At 55.5% G+C, this 20426-nt stretch carries 15 protein-coding genes and 4 pseudogenes; 5 read left to right on the forward strand and 14 right to left on the reverse strand.

The window, feature by feature from the left end; genetic code table 11:
• The first annotated feature begins 450 nt into the window (after positions 1-450).
• The 4 genes from EO776_RS18450 to EO776_RS18465 all read left to right on the forward strand — a co-directional run bounded on the left by EO776_RS18450 (position 451) and on the right by EO776_RS18465 (position 4153).
• Positions 451-1776, forward strand: a complete 1326-nt coding sequence (locus EO776_RS18450; protein ID WP_129452698.1) for a Cdc6/Cdc18 family protein — start codon at positions 451-453, stop codon at positions 1774-1776.
• Between the two features lie 399 nt (positions 1777-2175).
• On the forward strand, positions 2176-3159 hold the full coding sequence (locus tag EO776_RS18455) for a hypothetical protein (protein ID WP_129452699.1): 984 nt from the start codon (positions 2176-2178) through the stop codon (positions 3157-3159).
• Between the two features lie 159 nt (positions 3160-3318).
• Positions 3319-3612 carry a hypothetical protein gene (locus EO776_RS18460; RefSeq protein WP_129452700.1) on the forward strand — a complete coding sequence of 98 codons (294 nt, stop codon included), beginning with the start codon at positions 3319-3321 and terminating at the stop codon, positions 3610-3612.
• Between the two features lie 103 nt (positions 3613-3715).
• Positions 3716-4153 carry a TRAM domain-containing protein gene (locus EO776_RS18465; RefSeq protein WP_129452701.1) on the forward strand — a complete coding sequence of 146 codons (438 nt, stop codon included), beginning with the start codon at positions 3716-3718 and terminating at the stop codon, positions 4151-4153.
• Between the two features lie 48 nt (positions 4154-4201).
• Here EO776_RS18465 and EO776_RS18470 read toward each other — a convergent pair whose 3' ends face one another.
• The 11 genes and pseudogenes from EO776_RS18470 to EO776_RS19165 form a co-directional block, all read right to left on the reverse strand.
• A complete protein-coding gene (locus EO776_RS18470; RefSeq protein ID WP_129452702.1) occupies positions 4202-4549 on the reverse strand; it encodes a DUF6788 family protein in 348 nt (115 codons plus the stop codon).
• 232 nt (positions 4550-4781) lie between these two features.
• Positions 4782-4949, reverse strand: a complete 168-nt coding sequence (locus EO776_RS19955) for a DUF7837 family putative zinc-binding protein (protein ID WP_456152232.1) — start codon at positions 4947-4949, stop codon at positions 4782-4784.
• Between the two features lie 363 nt (positions 4950-5312).
• Positions 5313-5888: pseudogene (locus EO776_RS18475) on the reverse strand (methyl-accepting chemotaxis protein); the annotation flags it as partial.
• Positions 5889-6990: 1102 nt separating this feature from the next.
• Complete coding sequence (locus EO776_RS18480; protein ID WP_129452703.1) at positions 6991-8325, reverse strand: IS4-like element ISH30 family transposase; 1335 nt, start codon at positions 8323-8325, stop codon at positions 6991-6993.
• Positions 8326-9458: 1133 nt separating this feature from the next.
• Positions 9459-9902, reverse strand: a complete 444-nt coding sequence (locus tag EO776_RS18485) for a hypothetical protein (RefSeq protein WP_129452704.1) — start codon at positions 9900-9902, stop codon at positions 9459-9461.
• 1084 nt (positions 9903-10986) lie between these two features.
• Positions 10987-11187 (reverse strand): hypothetical protein, encoded by a 201-nt coding sequence (locus EO776_RS18495; protein WP_129452705.1) that lies wholly within the window; start codon positions 11185-11187, stop codon positions 10987-10989.
• Positions 11188-11201: 14 nt separating this feature from the next.
• Positions 11202-12428 carry an IS701 family transposase gene (locus EO776_RS18500; RefSeq protein WP_129452469.1) on the reverse strand — a complete coding sequence of 409 codons (1227 nt, stop codon included), beginning with the start codon at positions 12426-12428 and terminating at the stop codon, positions 11202-11204.
• 52 nt (positions 12429-12480) lie between these two features.
• Positions 12481-12804, reverse strand: a pseudogene (locus EO776_RS19705) (HNH endonuclease); the annotation flags it as partial.
• A 348-nt stretch (positions 12805-13152) separates the two neighbouring features.
• Entirely contained in the window at positions 13153-13404 is a 252-nt protein-coding gene (locus tag EO776_RS18510) for a hypothetical protein (protein ID WP_129452706.1), read from the reverse strand.
• A gap of 87 nt (positions 13405-13491) precedes the next feature.
• A complete protein-coding gene (locus EO776_RS18515; RefSeq protein WP_129452707.1) occupies positions 13492-14322 on the reverse strand; it encodes an IS5 family transposase in 831 nt (276 codons plus the stop codon).
• A gap of 76 nt (positions 14323-14398) precedes the next feature.
• A pseudogene (locus EO776_RS19165) lies at positions 14399-14536 on the reverse strand (DUF6788 family protein); the annotation flags it as partial.
• A gap of 226 nt (positions 14537-14762) precedes the next feature.
• Here EO776_RS19165 and EO776_RS18520 point away from each other — a divergent pair.
• Entirely contained in the window at positions 14763-15263 is a 501-nt protein-coding gene (locus tag EO776_RS18520) for a hypothetical protein (RefSeq protein ID WP_007992836.1), read from the forward strand.
• 185 nt (positions 15264-15448) lie between these two features.
• On the opposite strand, the pseudogene EO776_RS19535 reads toward EO776_RS18520, so the two are convergent.
• The 3 genes and pseudogenes from EO776_RS19535 to EO776_RS18535 form a co-directional block, all read right to left on the reverse strand.
• Positions 15449-15794: pseudogene (locus EO776_RS19535) on the reverse strand (DUF6788 family protein).
• Positions 15795-16025: 231 nt separating this feature from the next.
• Complete coding sequence (locus EO776_RS19960) at positions 16026-16193, reverse strand: DUF7837 family putative zinc-binding protein (protein ID WP_439330843.1); 168 nt, start codon at positions 16191-16193, stop codon at positions 16026-16028.
• Positions 16194-17967: 1774 nt separating this feature from the next.
• Positions 17968-18354, reverse strand: a complete 387-nt coding sequence (locus tag EO776_RS18535) for a hypothetical protein (RefSeq protein ID WP_246041595.1) — start codon at positions 18352-18354, stop codon at positions 17968-17970.
• Positions 18355-20426: the final 2072 nt, after the last annotated feature.

A 20426-nucleotide genomic window follows, 5' to 3' on the forward strand; every position in this document is an offset into this window, starting at 1 on the left:
TAAATCGAAGTAACGGATGCCGTTGGGACCCCCACCACTGTTTCAGCAATTCACCCGAATAAGAGATCGGGTCGAATACGAAGACGAGTCCCGCCAGAGGTACGTCTCTTATAAATCCTTCAAATATAGGTTGCTATACTTGTTGTAACTGCTCTATCTACTCTCTTACTACTACAATTACTACTACTAAAGGAAAAGAATATATAGTACAATAAGAGTCGCTGTGTCTTTAATCCGACTGAAATAGAGGTAACGGTGGCTGAGAACCGTGTCTTCGTACTGTAACGTATGTTTCGGTTGGAACTAATCGTCCCCACTCTTTGGCACGAGAATTGCTGAAACGGTGGTGGGGGTGTGGTCTGTCTATTTTGTTTGGAACCGCCGGTTGACGACATTCTAGACATTGCTGTAACCGGGGTTTTATTATCTCTTGCCCAGAGGGTTCCGCATATGACCCAGTTCTCGAATACCTCGCCTATTTTCCAACGAGAAGAGGTCCTTCGTGAGGAATATCATCCCGACAATCTCCCCGAACGAACTGACGAGATGGAAGATCTTCATATGTCGCTGGCTCCCGCGGCTCGCGGAGTCGGTGCCAACAACGTGTTCCTCCACGGGAAGGCCGGTCAAGGGAAAACTGCCGCTGCGAAAGCCAAACTCTCCGAACTACAGGCACATGCCGAGGAAGAATCCGATCATCTGGACCTCACGACAGCATATGTCTCCTGTGAATCGCATGATCTCTCAACGTCATACAAGGCTGCTTCCCGTATCTACCAAGAACTCACCGACAACAGCCGTCCGACTGGTTACGCAACTGACGTCGTGATGGACATGATGTTCGAGGCGATGAACGAGATCGGTGGCACGATCATCATCGTCCTCGACGAAATCGATACGCTCGGAGACGACGACCGGATTCTCTACAGTCTCCCCCGAGCTCGAGCGCAGGATTACGTTGAGGACCACGTCTTCCCCAGCATCATCGGCATCAGTAACGACCTCCAGTGGCGGGATAATCTCAGTCCGAAAGTGAAGAGTTCGCTCTACGACGATTCCGTCCTATTCTCACCGTATGATGCGACGCAGCTCCAGCAGATCCTCCGCCGGCGCGCAGCGAAGGCGTTCCGCGATACCGAACTGACTCCGATCGACGAAGTCGACGCCGATGGAGTTCCGCAGGGAACTGTCGTCGAAATCGACCAATCCGGGCAGGAGTATCTGTTTCGGAATGGTGTACTGACCGATGACGTGATCCCACTTGTCGCTGCACTCTCGGCACAAGATACGGGCGACGCTCGTCAAGCGATCAAATACCTCCGTAAAGCCGGCGAATTGGCGGATAAACACGGTGACGACCAAGTTGGTGCGGAGCACGCCCGTGAAGCCCAGGCACTCGTTGAGCGAGAAGCCGTCGTTGAGGCTATGCGTGAAATGACGACACAGGCCCATCTTGCCCTTGCTGCGCTCACTGCCCTGGAACTTTCCGGGGATGCTCCCGTCCGAGCCAAACCGATCTACGGCGTGTACAAGAGTGTCGCCTCACGAATCGATGCCGACAAACTCGGTCAGCGACGGTTCAAAGATCATCTCCGTGAACTCGACATGCAAGGTATCGCCGAAGGCGAAAAGGTGACGGCGGGTTCGATCGGTGGTCCTGCTTGGGAGTATCAGCTCCAAGTCGATACCGAGATCGCTGTCGAAGTTCTCAAGGATACAGCTCGGTTTGCAGATATCGATTTCGAGCATATCAGTGCTGATCGACCGAACGCGTAGTCTTGTTGTGGGGTGATTTTCGACTCCCTGTTCATCTATACAACACCCCCCACCGTTTCAGCAATTTCAGGATACATAGCGACCTCCTCTGCTCTTCTGAGGACACCCCACCATTTCGTGAATTCTTGCTGATAACACGTGTGGCGTGGGACTGTCTGCCTCGCGTGAAATCTCCGAAAGTGGTGAGTATATTACCATCTCAATCAGGCAGACGGAACTCACGAAACGACCACTGTCACCCCACACCTAGGCAGTACTGGGGACCTTGGAAAGATCCTCTGAGGATAGGCTCAGAAATTAACCAACAAGCTGGCGCTTCCGTTGTTTCTGTTGGTTAATCACGGAGAGAGCTATCACACACGCCCGTATGCTTTTGTCTCGCAGTACTGAATCGCCAGTATGTCGTTTCGAGTGACGTGGGACAATCTCCTCGACAACGTGGAGGAGCTTCCAGCAGACGCTACACTCCTCACTCCGCTCTCTCAGAAGCCGTTTCACATTACCGACGTCCAGCAACACCGAGTGCTGATCGAGTGTCAGGCCGACAGTGAGACCGTCCCGCTCCAGCGAGAGCAGTTCGAGACGCTGTTTGAGCGCGTTGACGATGCGACTGGGTCGTTCGATCTCGATCGCCTCCCACCCGGAGCTGAACCGTATGCCACCGTCATGAGTCTCCATCCGCGATTCACGATCGACGACCGGGACGGGACGCTCTCCGAAAGCGAGACGCCAACAGCGTCGCCACTCGTCGATGCGCACACGGTTGAACAGGACGATGGTCCACGAGAAGAGCCCGACATCTCGGTGTACGCAGATGCGCTTCTGTTGATCGACGCACTCGAGCAGCACGATGTGACGTCACTCACCGAACTAGACGTGCCGACGCTCGTGAATCTCTACACGCTGCTGTCCGACGTCCAGCGCAACGCCAACGATCTTCGGCAGGAGGTCCGTGGCGTCTTGCTTGACCGCCTCCATCACGATCAACCTGTGAGTGGTCAATACGGGTCCGTTCAACGGGCTGTCCGTCGGAATCGAACACTCAAAGATGACGAAGCAGTCCTTGAGCTACTGGAAGCAGAAGGGATCGACCCTGAGCGGGTGATGAGCGTCGACACGAGCAAACTCGACGACGCGCTGGAGGTAACGTCACTCTCTGAATCCGATGTCTACGAGATTGAAGAGAGCGAGTATGTACGGAAGGCAGACGTCGACGAAGAGATGAAAGAAACCCGTCTCCAAGGGCTCAAAGACCAGTTGGCTGGAGCCGACGAAGACACAACCGAGCTCCAAGCTGAAATCGAAGAACTGGAGCAGCGTATTACCGAGCTCACCAGCTTTGACTCCGGGACATCCTTCCATACTCGTTCAACTGGTGGGTAGCCGGCGTCTGGGCGGATACTGTCACGGCCGAGACTGCGGGAGGACTGTTCTATCGTACTCGTTGGGAGACGACAGACCGGCCACGGCAACTGGCCAGATGGTGTATCCGGATCGTACTCAAGTTGGGTATTTATCAGTAGAATAGACCTAGGACTTGGTATGACCGACTCGCCGTCTCCAAGCGTCTCTGTCTCGTTATCTGAGCCGACTAACGTTTCAACAGTCCTGGACCGGGCCGGAATCGATTACGTCACCGTTCATGAGCAGCGACTGCTGGCGATCTATCATACTGGAATTTTCAATGTGACAACCGAACCGGTGTCAGTGTCGAATGCGCGCATGCTCGAGATCGAATGCTGGGAAGCTCCACTTCCGTCTCGTAGTGATGAGCGATCGCCACAGGAGCTTCTCGAAGACTTTGCGGCCGTGTTTGATGCTGGCGATGAGTCCTGAAGTGGTCTCTCGGGAACCTTGATCAGACCGACGGTATTCAGTTGAGAGCACTAGAAACGCTAGAAACAAGTTATCTGGCACGAGTCAACACAATACGCGATTTATGGACATTTCTGAGACGCTCCAGACACTGTATACTGCGACTGTTAAGCAAGACGATGGCACCTACCAGATACCTGTGCCAGACCGTGAGATAGCCACCGAGACACTCTCTGAGGGTGAAACATACCGTGTTGCGCTCATATCGACATCGACGTCGGATACCGAAGCCACCGACACGACTGAGGTCACTCAGTCAGCTGACCACGCTGCTCAGCAACACGAATACGACGGCCCGCCTGTCGAGGAAGGTGAACAGCGAGACGTTGAAATCGAGAACCTCGGTGACCAAGGTGACGGGATCGCGAAAGTTGAGCACGGTTACGTCGTGATCGTTCCCGAAACGAGTGTCGGAGACCGCGTCACCGTCGAGATGCAACAGGTGCGTGAGAACGTTGCGTTCGCTGATGTCGTTGATGACACCCTTCGCGGAGAAGTCTAGGACCGCAGGTTGGCACGAACGGGTGGTTATTGCAAACTTCTCACGCCACTACTCACTTTTTGGCTTACCGACGTACTCCGATTTCATCGTGCCGTTCTCACGATAGTAGCGATAGAGATACGGACCGTGCATGTCCGAGGGATTCCCGCTGGCACATTTACAGTTGTCGTCGCCACAGGTGACTTTCTCTTTGACGACCGTTCCTTTCTCCGTATTGTCTGGATCGTCGACGGGCTCGGCAGTCTCGGGAAGTTCGTCGGTGTCAACTGACTGTTCGCGATACTCAATGAGCACCTCGACGTAGTTCTGTATCTCATGGAGTGTCTCCGTATCCTGTTTGGGGAGCCCCTCTGCGAGATACTTCGGGAGCGAGGTGGGTGGTGACGGCTGCTCCATACCTTATGTAACAATCGGAGCCATATTAGCGTTCGGGCGATACATAAGGTATTGAACTTTCTCTCCCAACCGTGAACACTTCAGCGATTACTCAAGATCGTAGGCCGCAATCTCGTGAGAGCCACACTGTGGACATTCATCGACTTCCTTCTTCACGCTGTACCCACAGTGACGGCACTCGTGGTGCGTTGTCGATGACGGCTCGAGCCTGGCGATCTGCCGGATGAACTGTTTACTTAGCATCGGTGGGGTCAACGATCTCGCCACAGCTGGGGCATTCGGCCCACACGCCTGTGTCGCCGCCAGCGGTCTCATAGTGGATGATTGCGTGCCGACTCGTGACTGTCTCGCCACAGAACGAGCAGTCGCCACGGACTGTCTCTAGGTCATCAGGAGTCATTCTCACGAATTCACGGGCTACTTCGTGGGGAGAGGGAGCGTGTGACACTGCTTTGGAGCTGCTCCGGTTGTTGAAACCGGCCCAGCTGTGTTTCCTCTCGTCAAGATTTGAGCCTCTGTGTCTTATAGCTCAGGTGAGCGGGACGAAAGTATTGTTCTGGGACAGCAGCGTGACCGCAGGTCGTGAGTAGCCATTTCGCGCGATGTCATAGATCCCAACCGTGGTCGGGGTTCTTCCGCCTGAAGACAGAGAGAGATGTCAAAAAAGACGACTACAGGGGACGGCCTGAAGTATCGATATTCTGGAGATCTACAGCGGAAACGTGGGATGGGTGTGTTGTTCTGTCTGTGGGGCGCGGACCGCTCAAACTGGCCAATTCATCACACTCGCCAGTTCACGGTCAATCTGTTCAACCTGCCGGGTGAGATCCGAGACCATCTCTGTCTGGCTCTCGTTTTCGGCCGCGATCTCTGCGATTTCCTCGCTCACGATGGTCGCCCGCTCGGAGACGTCGTCAACGGCACTCGATATCTCTTCGGCCACGCTTGCCTGTTCGTCTGTTGCCTCCGCGATCTCGGTGATCCCACTCTCAGTTTGCTCAACTGCCGTGAGAATTTGTTTTTGGTTCTCGAGGACGGCTTGGATGTCGTCTCTCGCAGACTGTATCACGTCGTTGGCTGCGTCCACTTCGGCGGTGGTTTTGGAAGCCTTCTCCTTGATCCTCGCGACAATGTCTTCGATCTCGTCAGCTTGGTCTTGCGAGCGATTCGCGAGGTTCTTCACCTCGTCGGCGACGACCGCGAAGCCGTCGCTGTTGCTCCGCGCCGCCTCGACGTTGGCGTTCAACGCGAGCATGTTCGTCTGCTCGGCGATGTCGTTGATCACACCGACGAGCTCTTCGACTTCTTCGAACTCGTCTTTGAGGTCCGCGATGTCGTCATTTCCTTCGCCGTCCCCGTCGCTTCGCCGCTCCCGTAGTATCGCTGTCTCGCTGTTGTCGCCTCCGCCCCCACCGTCGCGTCACATCTGGTACGGTCACGGTCGCATCTCCCCGCCCACCCACACCACACCGCTCACATCGCGACCGCGATTCTCGATGTCGTCGACCGCGTCCCCACCCTGCACTCTCGCATCGTGATCTGGCCCCCACCTCCTGTTGTCGCCCCGCCGCCGCTGTTCGTCGTCGGGTGTCGTGTCGTCTCGGTGGTCCCCTTCGTCGTCGCTCGCTTGCTGGTTCGTCCTCGATGTCGGTCGTGGTTCGAGGTCGTCGTGTCGCTTCCAGGCCGTCGGTCTGGTCTCTGCTGGTCGCCGCCGGTCGTCGGTGGTCGGTGTCCCTGCTGGTCCGTCCTCGCCTGTCGCCGCTCGTCGAGTTGTCGGCGTCGGGGTGGTCTTGTTGGTAGTGTCGCGGATCGCCTCTGGGGTGTTGTCGATCAGCTGGTGGTCCGTCGTCGAGCGTCGGGTTCGCTTTCTCGTTGTGCCGACCGTCGGTCATCCCGGTTGGGGTCGTTCGTCGCTTCGGGTTGATCGATGCCACGTGTCGCCGTCGATGCTGGTGGCTCTTCCGTGGTCGTCTCTGTCGCTTCGACTGTCGCCTGGTGTCTTCCCCTGTCGTCGGTCTCTCTTCATCGCCTCGTGCCCCCGTCTCTCTGCGCCGCTCACTCAGGGTTCCATCCATTATCATATCCTTGATAGTCTCCCCCTCGTTCGCTTTCCGTTTCCCCCGTTTCCCCTCGTCCGTTACCCGGCTCCGCCCTGACTCGTTCGCTACGCGACTATCTACTGAACTTCATCTGCCTTGAACCCATTCGTTGTAGTTTAGCGGCGCGTCGAGACGGTGTTTATGCGGATAGTTGAACAAGACGGTGTTGAGTCGAATCGCTAATGAAGCGTGATCGGAGAACTGAATGGATGTTCTTCTGTCTCGGATGCTGAGATCTGTGTCACTCTCTGAAGGCGGCGCACTCACTCCGGTGAGTGCGTCGCCGATCCAGAGCTGTCGCTACTACCTACCTCTGAGCTGACCGGCTTGTCAGGCGAGTTTCTACCAGAACTCGCCTGACTCAACCTGCTCACGTAATCTTGGTCGATGTGGATTTGGATCTCGTGACGACCACAACAGCAATTCGTCGAGATCTGGCAGTTCATACCCGAGATCCAGCATCAGGTACAGCTGGACTAGGTGTGCGTGACGTTCGAGCGCATGAGAACACCGACGACGTGGAAGACGCGTCGACGACGCGGCCGCGTCGTCGTCGCTCCCCTGCCGCTTTGCGTCTAATTTGCGGAGTTCATCCACAATAACGCGGCTCATCAGCAGCGAGAGCGCCGCTACGATGATCAGCGCTTCGATGATGTAGGGATCTGTCGTATTGATCTCATCAAGACCGAAGCGCGATTTGAGTTCCTTGAACAGCAGCTCAATCTCCCAGCGCGCCCGATAGAGCTGTGCGATATCGGGCGCGTGGTAGTTGTCTCTGGCAAGATTCGTTACGTAGAGATGGTACTCACCGCTGTCCTCGTTGAGCACACCGACGAGTCGGAACGTTCGGGTCGTGCTGACGCCCGACCCTCGCTTGCGGTCGAATGAGAGGGTGATCCGAGCGTCGATCTCCTGTCGCTGCAGGTCGTCGAGGACGTCCTGCAGCGACTCGCCTTCGAGTGGAATACTGTTTCCCCGCCATGTGCGAAGCTCTTCGACGATCTCGAAGTTTGCGTCATCTTTGACCCGTGAGACGAACCAGCCGTCGTTTTGGTCGATACGGTCGAACAACCAGAAGTCGTAGAAGCCGAGATCGAGTAAGACGAGTGCGCCAGCTACCCACTCGCCGGTGGGTAGCTGGCTCCGTTCCTGCGTTTTGGCGTCAGTCGTTTGAAACCGCGTAGGAAGTCCGGTTGAGAGTGATTCCGTAAGGTGGAGCTTTACGCCAGCTTGATCTTCGCCAGTCGCTGCGTAGACATCTGTAGCGTCTTGGTAGAGTGAGACGATAGAGGCGTCAACAATGAGGACGTCTCGAAAGCGTTCGAGACGTCCGCTGAGGTCGGTTTGTCCCGGTTCGAGATTCTCGATGGCGTCATCGAGAATCTCTCGCAGGAGTGCAACGAACGCGGGTGAAAACCAGCCGTGGAAGGTTGGATAAGCAAGTTCGTCACAGTCAGCCATTTCGACGAACCGTTCGAGAAATGCCTGAATAGAGCGATCCGATCCAGCAGCGAAACCCAGTGAAAGGGTATAGAACAACGCGACAGTGTCGAACTTGCGCTCTCGTTGGACGAGATTCGTTGCGCGAGCGCGCTCGCGCAACTCATCAGAGGGAAACGCTCTTTTGATCCGGTCGATAATCACTGAATCCGGTGGTTTGTAACTCACAGCAGCCACCGGGTTTCTCTGACAGGTAGTCCCAACGATATTCAGATCAGGAGACGGTGCTGGCGTGAGGCGTTAAACTATAACGGATGGCCTTGAACCCTAATTGTGTGAATTCGGCTGAACGTATTAGACAACCCGAGGTTCTTTAATAGACTCTCTAAAGCTCTCTCGTCCGATGGCTGAACGTATGAGCCTGATTTGGCTGGTGGCAATTTCATGAAGCACCCCCACTAATCCCGCCGCCGTCTTGTCATTAGATGACCTACCAATATAGATATGTAATTAATGAAGCACACCCCACAACCCTGCCGCCGTCTTGTCATTATAGGGTGGTTGTCGGGTCCAAAACTACTTCATGAATCACCCCCACCAATCCCGCCGCCGTCTTGTTATTACGCACTTCATGAAGCACCCCCACTAATCCCGCTGCCGTCCTGTCATTACAGTAGGGCGGACGCTACTTGACGGATTCAGGATTGGTTCATGAAGTATCCCCACCAATCCCGCCGCCGTATTGTCATTACGCACTTCATGAAGCACTCCCACCAATCCCGCTGCCGTCCTGTCATTACGGTAGGTCGGTCGCTACTTGACGGATTCAGGATTGGTTCATGAAGTACCCCCACCAATCCCGCCGCCGTCTTGTCATTACGCACTTCATGAAGCACCCCCACTAATTCCGCCGCCGTCTTGGAATTATAGACTCAAATTTTCGCCAGAACCATATGGGATATGATAGAACACTTAGCGGTGGTAGTAATAGCGGGGAGAACTGTGGCTGCTGGAAGCGGGTTTTCCGCCGGTTACCAATCTGCATCTTGGCTTCTGAAAGTCTTTGTTTGAGGCTGTTAGGACGGGGATCTGATGCTAATTTATCTCCAGTTCAACGCTGATGTGCCGGTGGTTCGTCTCCAGTTCAACGCTGATGTGCCGGTGGTTCGTCTCCCAGACTAAGTATCCGCAGAGGAGCGTCAGAGCACTAGTCTGTGTTACGATAGCTGATGTTGGGTTGTTCTGGAAATGAGACGAACGATGCAAAAAGAAAAATTGAATTTGAAGCTTTTGCCGACTGTCTATGGATAGAGACAGTCCGGAAATCTATTGTGTTTGTGCGGGAGCCTAATCTGGTGTGGAGCCGAGTGCTAGGTCTCGTCAGTAGACGTTGACGGTGACGCAGCCGCGTAGACCTCACCGTCTTCGTCGAGGTCGATGACTAACCCACCAGGGACGTTACTGCCGCCGATGTTCTCGTTCCATTCTGGTGAATACCGAACAGTTTGATCCACGGAGAGATCGTGTTCTTTGAAGAATCCTGTTGCGGCGATTACCGTACTCCCATCGCTGCGTTTGAGCGAGTAGACATCACCCCGATCGTAATCTGCTGATAGCGGGATGAGTGCGACCTCATTATTGGCTTCGTTGTACGCGAGGATGACGGCTTCTTTTCCCTTGAGATGCTGTTCAACTACTGTTGAATTTGGCGCGAGGTGGCTATCTGTGCGGAAGGAGATGTACTCACGGCCGTGGAAGATGTCGAAGCCCTCATCGGTGGCGTTAGACCGAAATATTCGTTCCTGCTTATCCATAGATTGTGTTGTAAGAACGTGAGAGGTCAGGGGAATTCAGTCGTTGTGAGTTTCCACGGGACAGCCGTGGTCGGCGATCCGTTCTGGTAGACCGGCCGCTCCGCAGACGGGACACTCAACAATCGGTGCCGGTGGAAGGCGTTGACACTGCTCACGTGCTGCCTCAAGATGCGCACGGACGACAGTCGACTCACACCGCATGATTGCTTGTGCGTGTGCGAGATGTATATCGAGTGCTTCGCGAGCCGTCCGTTCCCGTATGCGTCGGCGGGGACTAGTCATCGCTGCCTCCATGGGAGCCAGCGAGACGCAGTTGAACGTCGAAACAACGTGGCAGTAGTATGTTGTAACGTCCGTTCATGTGGTCAAGGCGGGAACGGCGGGCGACCACGTCAGCACCATCGTGTGCTGGGCTGTGGCTGAGTCACCCCTGTTATTCCCACCTCACCCCACTCGAGAGTTACAAACGGCTCGTCTCGCAGCGACCCACCCAAGCAGGCTCCAACCCCTGTTCTCTCCGACCGGATACGGTTCACCAGTTGTCCACTTGTCAGCTGTGACTACTGAACAGATCTGAACGAGAGCGTGCTCACCATTCTCCTAAACCAATAGATCTCAACACAGGACCTGTAATCCCGGCGGGGGTGCTCCCGTAGCCAGTAAGAGCAGTAAAGCGCAATCGACAGCCTGTCGGCTGGAGGAGGGGGGTAGCTACAGTGTTGCTCACTATCGACGGGAGTTCCCCGTCAACATCCGCCTCGGAGCCTCGCAGTCGGTAGTACCGAGTGAATCATGTACTTTAGATGCCGTTGTCAGCCGACCGACGCCCAAGCCACTACTTCCCAACTGGAGTGAGTGGCTCGACCACGGTGACGGCCTGATCGCTTCTTAGGCGACCTACATGGGTTGTAACCCTTGACTCACCTCTACCTGCCGCATGCGACAGGTGGTTTCTCCACGCTACCAGGGCATACTTAGTTTGAGGTTATCCCTAACCGTATAAGAAGTTTAACACTTTTCTAAAAGTCGACTCTAGTGGGCGCAGAGACCCTTTACCGTGAAAAATAACCGCTAAGATCAGCCGCTACGACGTGGCGGTGCCGTCGTCGTCACAGTCGCCGCCATCGTCGTCTTGGGCGGACTCGTCACAATCATCGTCAGCATGATCGTCGGGAAGCAAGTCGATATCAGGTGCTTCAAACTCATCAGGGTCGAAGCCCTCGCGTTCATGAACGAGATACTTTACACTCACTGGGACGCCCCCATCGTCGCCGAACTGGTTCACAGCTTCTTCACGACTCAGCTTTGAACGTTAGCGTCGGCTGTTGAGTGAACGAAGAGGTGATCAATCTCTTCCATCAGGTCGTCGACGCTACGATCATCGTTGTCTCGAACCCACGAGAGAAGGTTGTAAACGGCTTCTTTCAGCGAGTGTTCGAGGTTCGCTCGAAGCGATGACGCTTTCGAGCGAACCGTCCCCAAGGCGCTCGATTCGGGATCAAGACGGACGAGACTGTAGGCAGCCATCAGAAGGTGCCAGTGCCGACTGGCACCTTCGTTGGTCTGCATCTCGCAGTCTCCCAAGCCGAGATCCTGCTTCGAGTCCTCGAAGAACGTTTCGATGCGCCACCGCATCCCGTAGGAGCGAATAATGTGCTCGGTTGGTGCGTCGATCTTGTTCGTGACGAGGTACTTGACCGGGTTCTCTTCGTCTTCTTCGTCAGTTTCTTTCTCAGCGAGCACCAGCTTCACGTCTCCCAGTTGGGAGACGGGAAGCTTCTTTGTCCAGATGTGGTAGGTCTCGTCTTCAACGTCGCGTTCAACCGTGTCGATGCGCTCTGCAAGCGCATCGACGCGGATCTCTTCGCCGCCGTAGGTCACCTGTCGGTTGCTCCGGAGCGGGCCGATCCAGTCTTTGTCGGAGGATTCGATGAGTTCAGGAAGGCCAGAATCGTGGGCGAACCACGAGTCGAAGAGGTAGGTGTCCGCCGGGACACCTACCTCGTCTTCGAGTTCGGTGACGATCTCGCGGGCGAGATCGTACTTGGTGTCGTGGTCTTGGTCATTGTCGTCCTGTTTTTCGTAGAGTCGGAAGGTGAGTGGGTAGGCGGTTTTGTTGTCAGCGTAGAAGGCGTAGATGAGGTCTTGGCCCCAGACAGTGTCACCTTCAGCGTGATCGTAGAAGTGGCCGACGCCGGGGACTTCGTCCCCGGCTTTGTGGGTGATCGTGTCGTCGAGGATGATGTAGCCATCCTTCGACCAGCGTGTTTCACCGTGTTTTTGGAGTTCTTCGAGGCGCTCATGGTTGAATTGTTGTTCGTCCCAGTCGTACTCGGTGAGGAATTTGTTGAGAGCGCGTTTGTCTCCAGCTGGAAGGACTTCGCGTGAGATGCCTGCCACGGTCTTGTTGCTGGCCGCAACAAGACCGGTGGCGTAGGTTTTCGCGTGATGGCGTTGAGCTGATGACAGCGATTCGAACTCGTCAAACACACGCGTACACGACAAGAAGTCCGTAATCGGCATCATCCGTCTTCACTACCGCCTACGTCACGCTCCTACTTCAACGTTCAAAGCTGAGTTCACGAGTCAGGCGTGGCCCCTCGTAGTATTCGTGGTGGTACTCGTTCCATGCATGACGGTGTTCGATCGGGAGCTGTCGATGCCATATCCGGTAGGGTGGCTCGTCCACCTTGTGGATGTGGACGTGACAGCTCTGACACAGCGGGATCACGTTCTCGACACGCTGATCCGTATCGTCGCCGTTGACGTGGTGAAAAGAGAGTTTGTCCTGGTTGCGCGCTCCGGAGTTAGTTTCAAGCCACTCTTCTACGGTTCGACCGCAGACCACGCATTGCTGGCCCCAACGGTCGAAGACTGATTGTTCAAGATGTTCTGGTCGCATTAGTTGATTTTGAATGGCCGCTCGGGTGGCTGGTCGTCTGGACCCTGCCGGCAGTGTGTGTCCACACTATGACGCGAGCGGCAAACTGGTTGAAAATCGAGACGGCTCTGTGGGAGCTCTCTCCCGTGCGGTGCTTCCCTTTTGACTGTTCACCTCACCCAAATCGAGAAATAAAAACAGACTCCACAGACCGATCACCGCCCACCAGACGCGATACACGCTAGCTAACATTCTTGATAGCGCACTACAGAGAAGTCACAGCTACCGGGAGACAGTCCCTCTCGGGAGTCGGCGATTCGTCGTTGGGACTGTCGGGGTTTGGGGTAGCAGCTTCGGTGTCGGTTCCGGTCAGCCCGTCGACGACGGTTCCGTCGTATTCTCGAAGCTCGTCGATGTTGTACTCATAGTAATGTTGACCTCGTCGAAGTGGGACGCAGTGCCGCCCTCGTACGCTTCGATCTGGTCGAGGGTGAACTCGGCCATTTTTGCCTCCCACCGCTCTCGAGTCGGTTCGCCGACGATGATGAGTGCCTCGGGATCGACTGAAACGTTCGTCTCGCTCTCGTCTGTGGTGTAGGTGTTCGGCTTCCCGATCACCATCAGATGGTGGTGGGTGCCGAGCTGCTTCAGTGTGAAGTACTCGTTCTTGTTATATGGCTGTGTTGAATCGCCATACAGCGTTGGAATTCACTGTTTCACAGCTCGCTTGATGTTATAGACGACACACATCAGGGCGATTTCTCGGAACTCACGAAACCAGGACCGCGCTCGCACGGCGAAGCCGAGCGAGCGCTTGACAGTCGAATTCACGGTTTCGGTCATCGAGCGCTGATTGTAGCGCTGTTCGTCGATTCTGGCGTTGTGTGCGTGGTCGTAGGGAGCGAAGATACGATGTTTGATGAGCGGGCGAATCCCGAGGTCACGAAGGGATTCGCGGAGCGATTGCTTGTCATAGCCCTTGTCGGCGGCGAGAGACCGCAGATCGGCCGCGTTCCGGCGGGCGATCTGCTCGGCAAGGTCGGCGTCACTTCCTTTCCGGTTCGTCGAACAGTGTACGTCAAGAACGGCTTGAGAGTCTGTATCGACGAGCTTCGTGACTTTCAGCTTCTGGACGCGGTAGCTGATCCGCTGGCAGTAGTGGCGGCTCGCAGTTGAGCGTTCGTAGAATGTGGCGTCGATAGCACCGTGTTTCGAGAGGTCGTGCAGCTGCGCCGACTGGCGCAGCAGCACTCGACAGACACTCATACTGATCCGGTCGAACGCCTTACACAACGTGGATGGCGAGGGGAGATCGGCCGCGTCAAGGCCGATCTCCCCGGTTATTTGTGGCATCTCCTTCAGTAAATCGATGGTCATTCGGTAGGACGTGTCGAGGTAAATCCGCAGACAATGGAGGGAAACGAGGGCATAATCGGCGAATCCGCCGCCACCTTCCGGGGCGGCGGATTCGTCTCCATCACCGGTAACAACTTGGGCAATCGGCACAATCTCACCAGTGAAGCGGGAGATTTGCGTCATGAACAACCGAATCATCCCGCTTCAACTCCTTTGATTTAGCGACCCATCCCGACGCTATCTAGTGATTCAACACAGCCGTGTCAACCGATTGGTCGCGATACTCGATGAGCGCCTCGACGTAGTTCCGTATCTCGTGGAGTGTCTCCGTATCCTGTTTTGGGAGCCCCTCTGCGAGATACTTCGGGAGCGAGGTGGGTGGTGACGGCTCCTCCATACCTTATGTAACAACTAGTCCCACTTTAGCGCTCGGGTGACACATAAGGAGTTGAACTCGCTTTACCAACTGTGAGCTCTTCAGCAATTACTCGAGATCGTAGGTCGCAATCTCGTGAGAGCTACCCTGTGGGCATTCATCAGTATCGACCAGGTCTGATGAGGAACCGTATACGCATGTCTCCCCCACAAGTAATGTAGATCGAATGAGTTGGGGCGTGTAACGAATGGGAGACTCGACGGATCCAGCCCCTCGTATCACGGATCTTTCGTCGATCGAGCCGGAGAACTTCAAATTCCGGAATACACAATTTCTGAGAGCAGACGGCCATCACTACGACAATCCACACGACGAGTCGTTCCTTGAACAGCGAAAGGAGATCTGGCGAGTGAGAAACGGCGATCTCGAACGGGTTCTCGAGGAGTTCCCAACTGACCGGCCGCTTCCCGAACAGTGCGCGCTCTGGATACACGCGCTCGTAGGGAAACACTTCTTCCCGGATGGGAACCACCGTACTGCGATCGTTACATTGCGAAAGCTGCTCCGTGACAACGGGATCGAACCGGGAGAATGGTCGACGGAGCGGGTCAAACGGGTGCGAGCTGAGTCACACGACGTTCGAAGAGAGATACCTCCGATCCATCTCGACAGATTGTATGAAACGGACGAGCTGTATCGCGTCTGGCTTCAGTTCTTCGGCGAGGTCCTTCCTGAAGAGTATCGCTGATTACTCTTTGTCGTCGTCGGTATCGTCGTCTGCGAGCGCCTCGTACAGTTCCTCGTTCTCCTCGACGTCTTTGGCCATTTCTCGCTCACTATCCCAGTTCATCGTATACCGTTGTCTAAGTGTGCGTACAGTGAAAAGCGTATCTCTCCCGGGATGCTCGTTAGTCGACGTTGACCGACTCACCACTACCCACTTCCCGGCTTCCCGATGTACTCTGATTTCATCGTCCCATTCTCACGATAGTAGCGGTAGAGATACGGGCCGTACATATCCTGACGATCTCCGCTGGCGCACTTACAGCTGTCGTCGCCACAGGTGATCTTCTCTTTGACGATGGTCCAGTTCCTGAACTGTCGGGCTTGTTGACGGATTCAGCTGTCTCGGGAAGTTCATCGGTGCCGAGTGGCTGGTCGCGATACTCGATGAGTACCCCAACGTAGCTCTGTATCTCGTGGAGCGTCTCCGTATCCTGCTTTGGGAGCCTTTTGCGAGATACTTGGGTAGCGAGGTCGGTGGTGGCGGCTCCTCCACACCTTATGTAATAATTGATGCCACGTTAGCGTTCGGATGCTACATAAGGCATTAAACTTCTCCACCAACTGTGAGCGCTCCAGCAATTACTCGAGGTCGTAGGCCGCAATCTCGTCAGCGCCACACTGTGGACATTCATCGATGTCCTTCCCCACGCTGTATCCACAGTGACGGCACTCGTGGTGGGTTGTCGATGGTAGATCGAGTCTCACAATCTGCTGGATGAACTGTTTACTGAGCATGGGTGGGGTCAACGACCTCGCCACAGCTTGGACATTCGGCCCACACGCCCGGTCTACCGCTATCTGTTTCATACTCGATTATCGCGTGTCGGCCAGTAACTGTATCGCCACAGAATGAGCAGGTGCCACGGACTGTCTCTGGATTATCGGGGGCCATTCTCACGAAATCGGCAGCTCTTTTCAGGGGGAGAGGGAGCGTGTGATACTCTTTAACAGCTGGTTCGGTCGGTGAGACCGACTCAGCTGTGCTCCCTCACCCCAAGATTACAGACTCTGTGACTTATACTTCGGGCAAGCGGGGCGAAAGTACTATTCTAAAAAATTAGCGTGACCGTGGGTCTCGAGTGGCCATCACGCAGTTGGTCATCAGTGAGTAATACCGATATCGGTGATGGGCTGACGTCTAACTGGCCGCCAGCGTTGGCCAGTTCCTGTTTTTTGAGTCGCTACCAGCCGTGGGCGTCTCGGCTAACGAACCCGATCTGATATTGGTCCTCATTGCTTGGAGCGTGTTTGATGCTTACTGTCTCCAAGCTGGGATCCGAATTGACACCACGACGGACCTGATCGCTACCGGAGTTACCGAGCCTCTCGTCGACGACTAGCTATGTCATTTCTGAGTCATCATCCTCTGACGTCTCTGACGTCGAGTTAGTGTCGGATTCAGTCGTTTCGTGAGACTCATCGGGCGATTCCGACTTTTTATCGTGGAATCGTGCGCTCTGTGGCGTGCCCTCATTATCGCCGTAGAACCACTCGGCCTGTGCGCTGTTGAGCCGTGGCCCCTCGTAGTACACTTTATGATGCGCATTCCACGCATTTCGGTGTTCGATCGGGAGTTGGCGATGCCACTGCCTGTATGGGGTCGCGTCCGTCTTGTGGACGTGAATATGACAGCGCTGACACAGCGGGATTAGGTTGGCGACACGGTCGTCGGTATCGTCGCCGTTGATGTGATGGAGTGAGTTTACCAACGGCCGATTGTCACTGTTAACCCAGTCTTCAGGGGCCCGCCCACAGATGAGACACTCAGTACCCCACGCATCCCGGACAGCCTGCCGAAGTGAGTCGTCAGACATTGCCCTTGACTCTCGGTGAGCGCTTGCCCACGACGGGTCCACTAGGAGTTGGCAGCGTGTTCAGGTCGCCAGCTAGTAGTGGCTGTCCGAGAGTTTGTGTCGGTACGACTATTCGCTCGTGCCGCGTGTACGACCACCACTCCGGCCGTGAAACAGTTGCGTCGGTGGCGGCCGCATACGCATACGTTGTATATTTTGATTGTTGCATAGTTCTGAGCGGGATCGGATGCGGGTCATCCCTTTTCCGAATCCCTCTCACTCCTCTCGAGGGATACAAACGAATCCGCGAGCGAACCAACTCCTAATTAGCATCCAGTACCTCACAAAGTAATTTGAGAGATATTACCGTAATTTAGTCAAACTATACGGTAACTACTGATGTCTTGGGATTTAGATGTCTATTCGGCAAGTTGATCAGCAAGGATTCGCGCGAGTTCAGCTTCATCTCGGTCAAGAGCGATCGTCGACGCGGTTGTAGTGATTCACAGAAGGTCTCAATAATCTACTCGCGTCGGAAAACCGTTCAACCTGAGTTACGGTAAAGTTTCCCGTAATTTCGGTAGAAGGCTGATGTGGCTGAAAATAACATGTAGAGGTAGTCTGTCCATCATCAAGTCACGCATCCGAGAGATCTACCCTGTCAAAGGAAACGGGACGAACTGTATTCTGAACGACTTTGCGACGCGACCAACTACTCGCCGAGTACGATATCGTCCACTTTGAGCGAGCCGGTCGGGCAAAGGGTGCCTTCGTTCCCGGCGACGCCATTGAGGTCAGTTCCGAGATATCGACACCGCACCCCGACGACGATGCTGCCCCAGCGTGAGTTCGACTATGCCGGCGGCAGATCGATCAGTCGTCGTCTGTTTTCCTAACCGCATCCCGTTCGTCGAACACCTGATCCCGGACAACTGCCTCCTCGTCCGATCGATCTGGATAGCTCCCGGCGCTCTGAAAGTACGGCAGTGGGCTGTCGGCTAACTCCACACCAGCGACGCCGGCGGGCAACGACCGTTCGCTGACTGTTTCGAATCGGTCCTCGACTGCGTCCGTTGCGGTCGACCCCACATTGAGGCTGTCGATGAGGTGATCGAGCTTCGCGTCCATCTGTTCGTAGCGGTATCGCATCTCGCGTGCGTGGACGCCCTCCCGGAGGAGCAGTTCGATCACTCTGCTCTTCGGGATGTCATGGTGTTTTGCCATCGCTTCGAGAATGCTGTTCAGATCCCCGTCTACCATCGCGCTAATTTGGTCTCCCATACCGACTCGATTTGCTCCCACGTAGTAAGTCGCCTTCCGGGCGAGTCTTTGTGGGACATCAACTGCGCTTCGCTCCCACCTACTCTTTGGGGATTCCCTCCTCTTCTGCCGACCCGGCTACTCCCCGCCCCGAGTCGCCATCTGGCCCCGCCCTGTTCATCCACATCGGCTCCGTCCTGAACGACCCGCCTACGGCAATCCGGGGGATCGAGTTTTCGCCCCACCTTCCATCTCCACCTCCCCCTTCTCGCCTCACTCGTCCCCCGCCGATTGCTGCGCTCTGCTGAACGGTCGTCGATAGCTGTCCCCCGCTGCGGTGGTTTCGGATCGCGGTCTTCGTCGTCGTTGCTGCCCCGCCCCCATCGCCGCTTCGCTCTCGCTGTTCGGTCTCTGCCGGCGTCGTCGTTGCCCCCTGCCGTCCCCGTCGCTTCGCCGCCCCCGCGGTATCGTTGCCTCGCTGTCGTCGTCGCCCCTCTCCCCCACCGTCGCTTCGCACTCGGTGCGGTCTCGATCGCCTTGCCTCGCACACCCACCCCTCACCGTCGCATCGCAACCGCGACTCTCGACGTCGTCGACCGCGCCTCTCACCCTACACTCTCGCATCGTGATCTGGCCCCCACCTTCTGTCGTTGCCCCGCCGCCGCTGTTCGTCGTCGGGTTCGGTCGTCGTTTCGAGTGGTCCCTCGTTGTCGCTCGCCTCTTGGTCCATCCTTGATGCTGGTCGCTGTTCGAGGTCGCCCTGTCGCTTCCTGGTCGTCGGTCTGGTCCCTGCTGGTCGCCGCCGGTCGTTGTTGATCCGTGTCCCTTCCGGGTCAGTCCTCGTCGTCGCTCGTCGGATTGGTGCCGTCAGAGTAGTCTCGTTGTTGCCCGCGAGTCGGTGTCGGGGTGTTGTCGATCAGTTGGTGGTCCGTCGTCGAGCGTTGGGTCCGCGTTCTCGGTGTATCGATCGTCGGTCAGCCTTGTCGGGTTCGGTCGTCGTTTCGAGTGGTCGGTTGTCTCCCGTCGCCGTCGACGTTGGTGGTGTTCCGTCGCCTCTGGTTGTTGGTCGTTACTTGCCTGTCGTCGGTCCCTGTTCATCGCCTCTCATCCCCTGTCCCCTGCGCCGCTCACTCAGGGTTCCATCCACTATCATATCTCTGATAGTCTTCGCCTTGTCCGCCTCCCGTCTCCCCCCCTTTCCCCCGTCCGTTTCTTGGCTCCGGCCCGAATCGTTCGCTACGCGACTATCCACTGAACTTCATCTCCCCTGAACCCTAATTGTGTGAATTCGGCTGAACTGCGACGAGGGCAGGAGATTGCTCCATAGGGCCTCTAAAGCTATCTCTGGTTATGGCTGAACAACGACGCCCGATTTGGCTGGTCGCAATTTCATGAAGCACCCCCCGTAATCTCGCCGCCTTCTTGTCATTAGATGACCTACCAATATAGATATGTAATTAATGAATTATACCCCCAATCCCGCCGCCTTCTTGTCATTATAGGATATTTGTCGGTGGTTGTTGGGTCCAAATCTGGTTCATGAAGCATCCCCACCAATCCCGCCGCCTTCTTGTCATTACGCACTTCATGAAGCACCCCCGCAATCTCGCCGCCTTCTTGTCATTACGGTAGGTCGATCGCTACTTGATGGATTCAGGATTGGTTCATGAAATACCCTACCAATCCCGCCGCCTTCCTGTCATTACGCACTTCATGAAGCACCCCCATTAATCTCACCGCCTTCTTGTCATTACGGTAGGTCGATCGCTACTTGATGGATTCAGGATTGGTTCATGAAGCACCCCACTAACTCCGCCGCCGTCTTGTCATTACGCACTTCATGAAGCACCCCTACTAATCCCGCTGCCGTCTTGTAATTATAGCCTCAAATTCCCCCCAAAACCATATAGGATATGATAGAACGCTTGGTGGCGGTAGCAATAATGGGCAAGAGTTGTGTTTGTTGGAAGCGGGTTTCTCGCTAAACAGCGATTCGTATTTTGCTTTCTGAAAGTCTTGGTTTGGGGCTATTAGGACGGGGATTTGATGCTAATTTGTCTCCAATTCAACGC

This window comes from Halorubrum ezzemoulense (assembly GCF_004126515.1).
Taxonomy (GTDB): domain Archaea; phylum Halobacteriota; class Halobacteria; order Halobacteriales; family Haloferacaceae; genus Halorubrum; species Halorubrum ezzemoulense.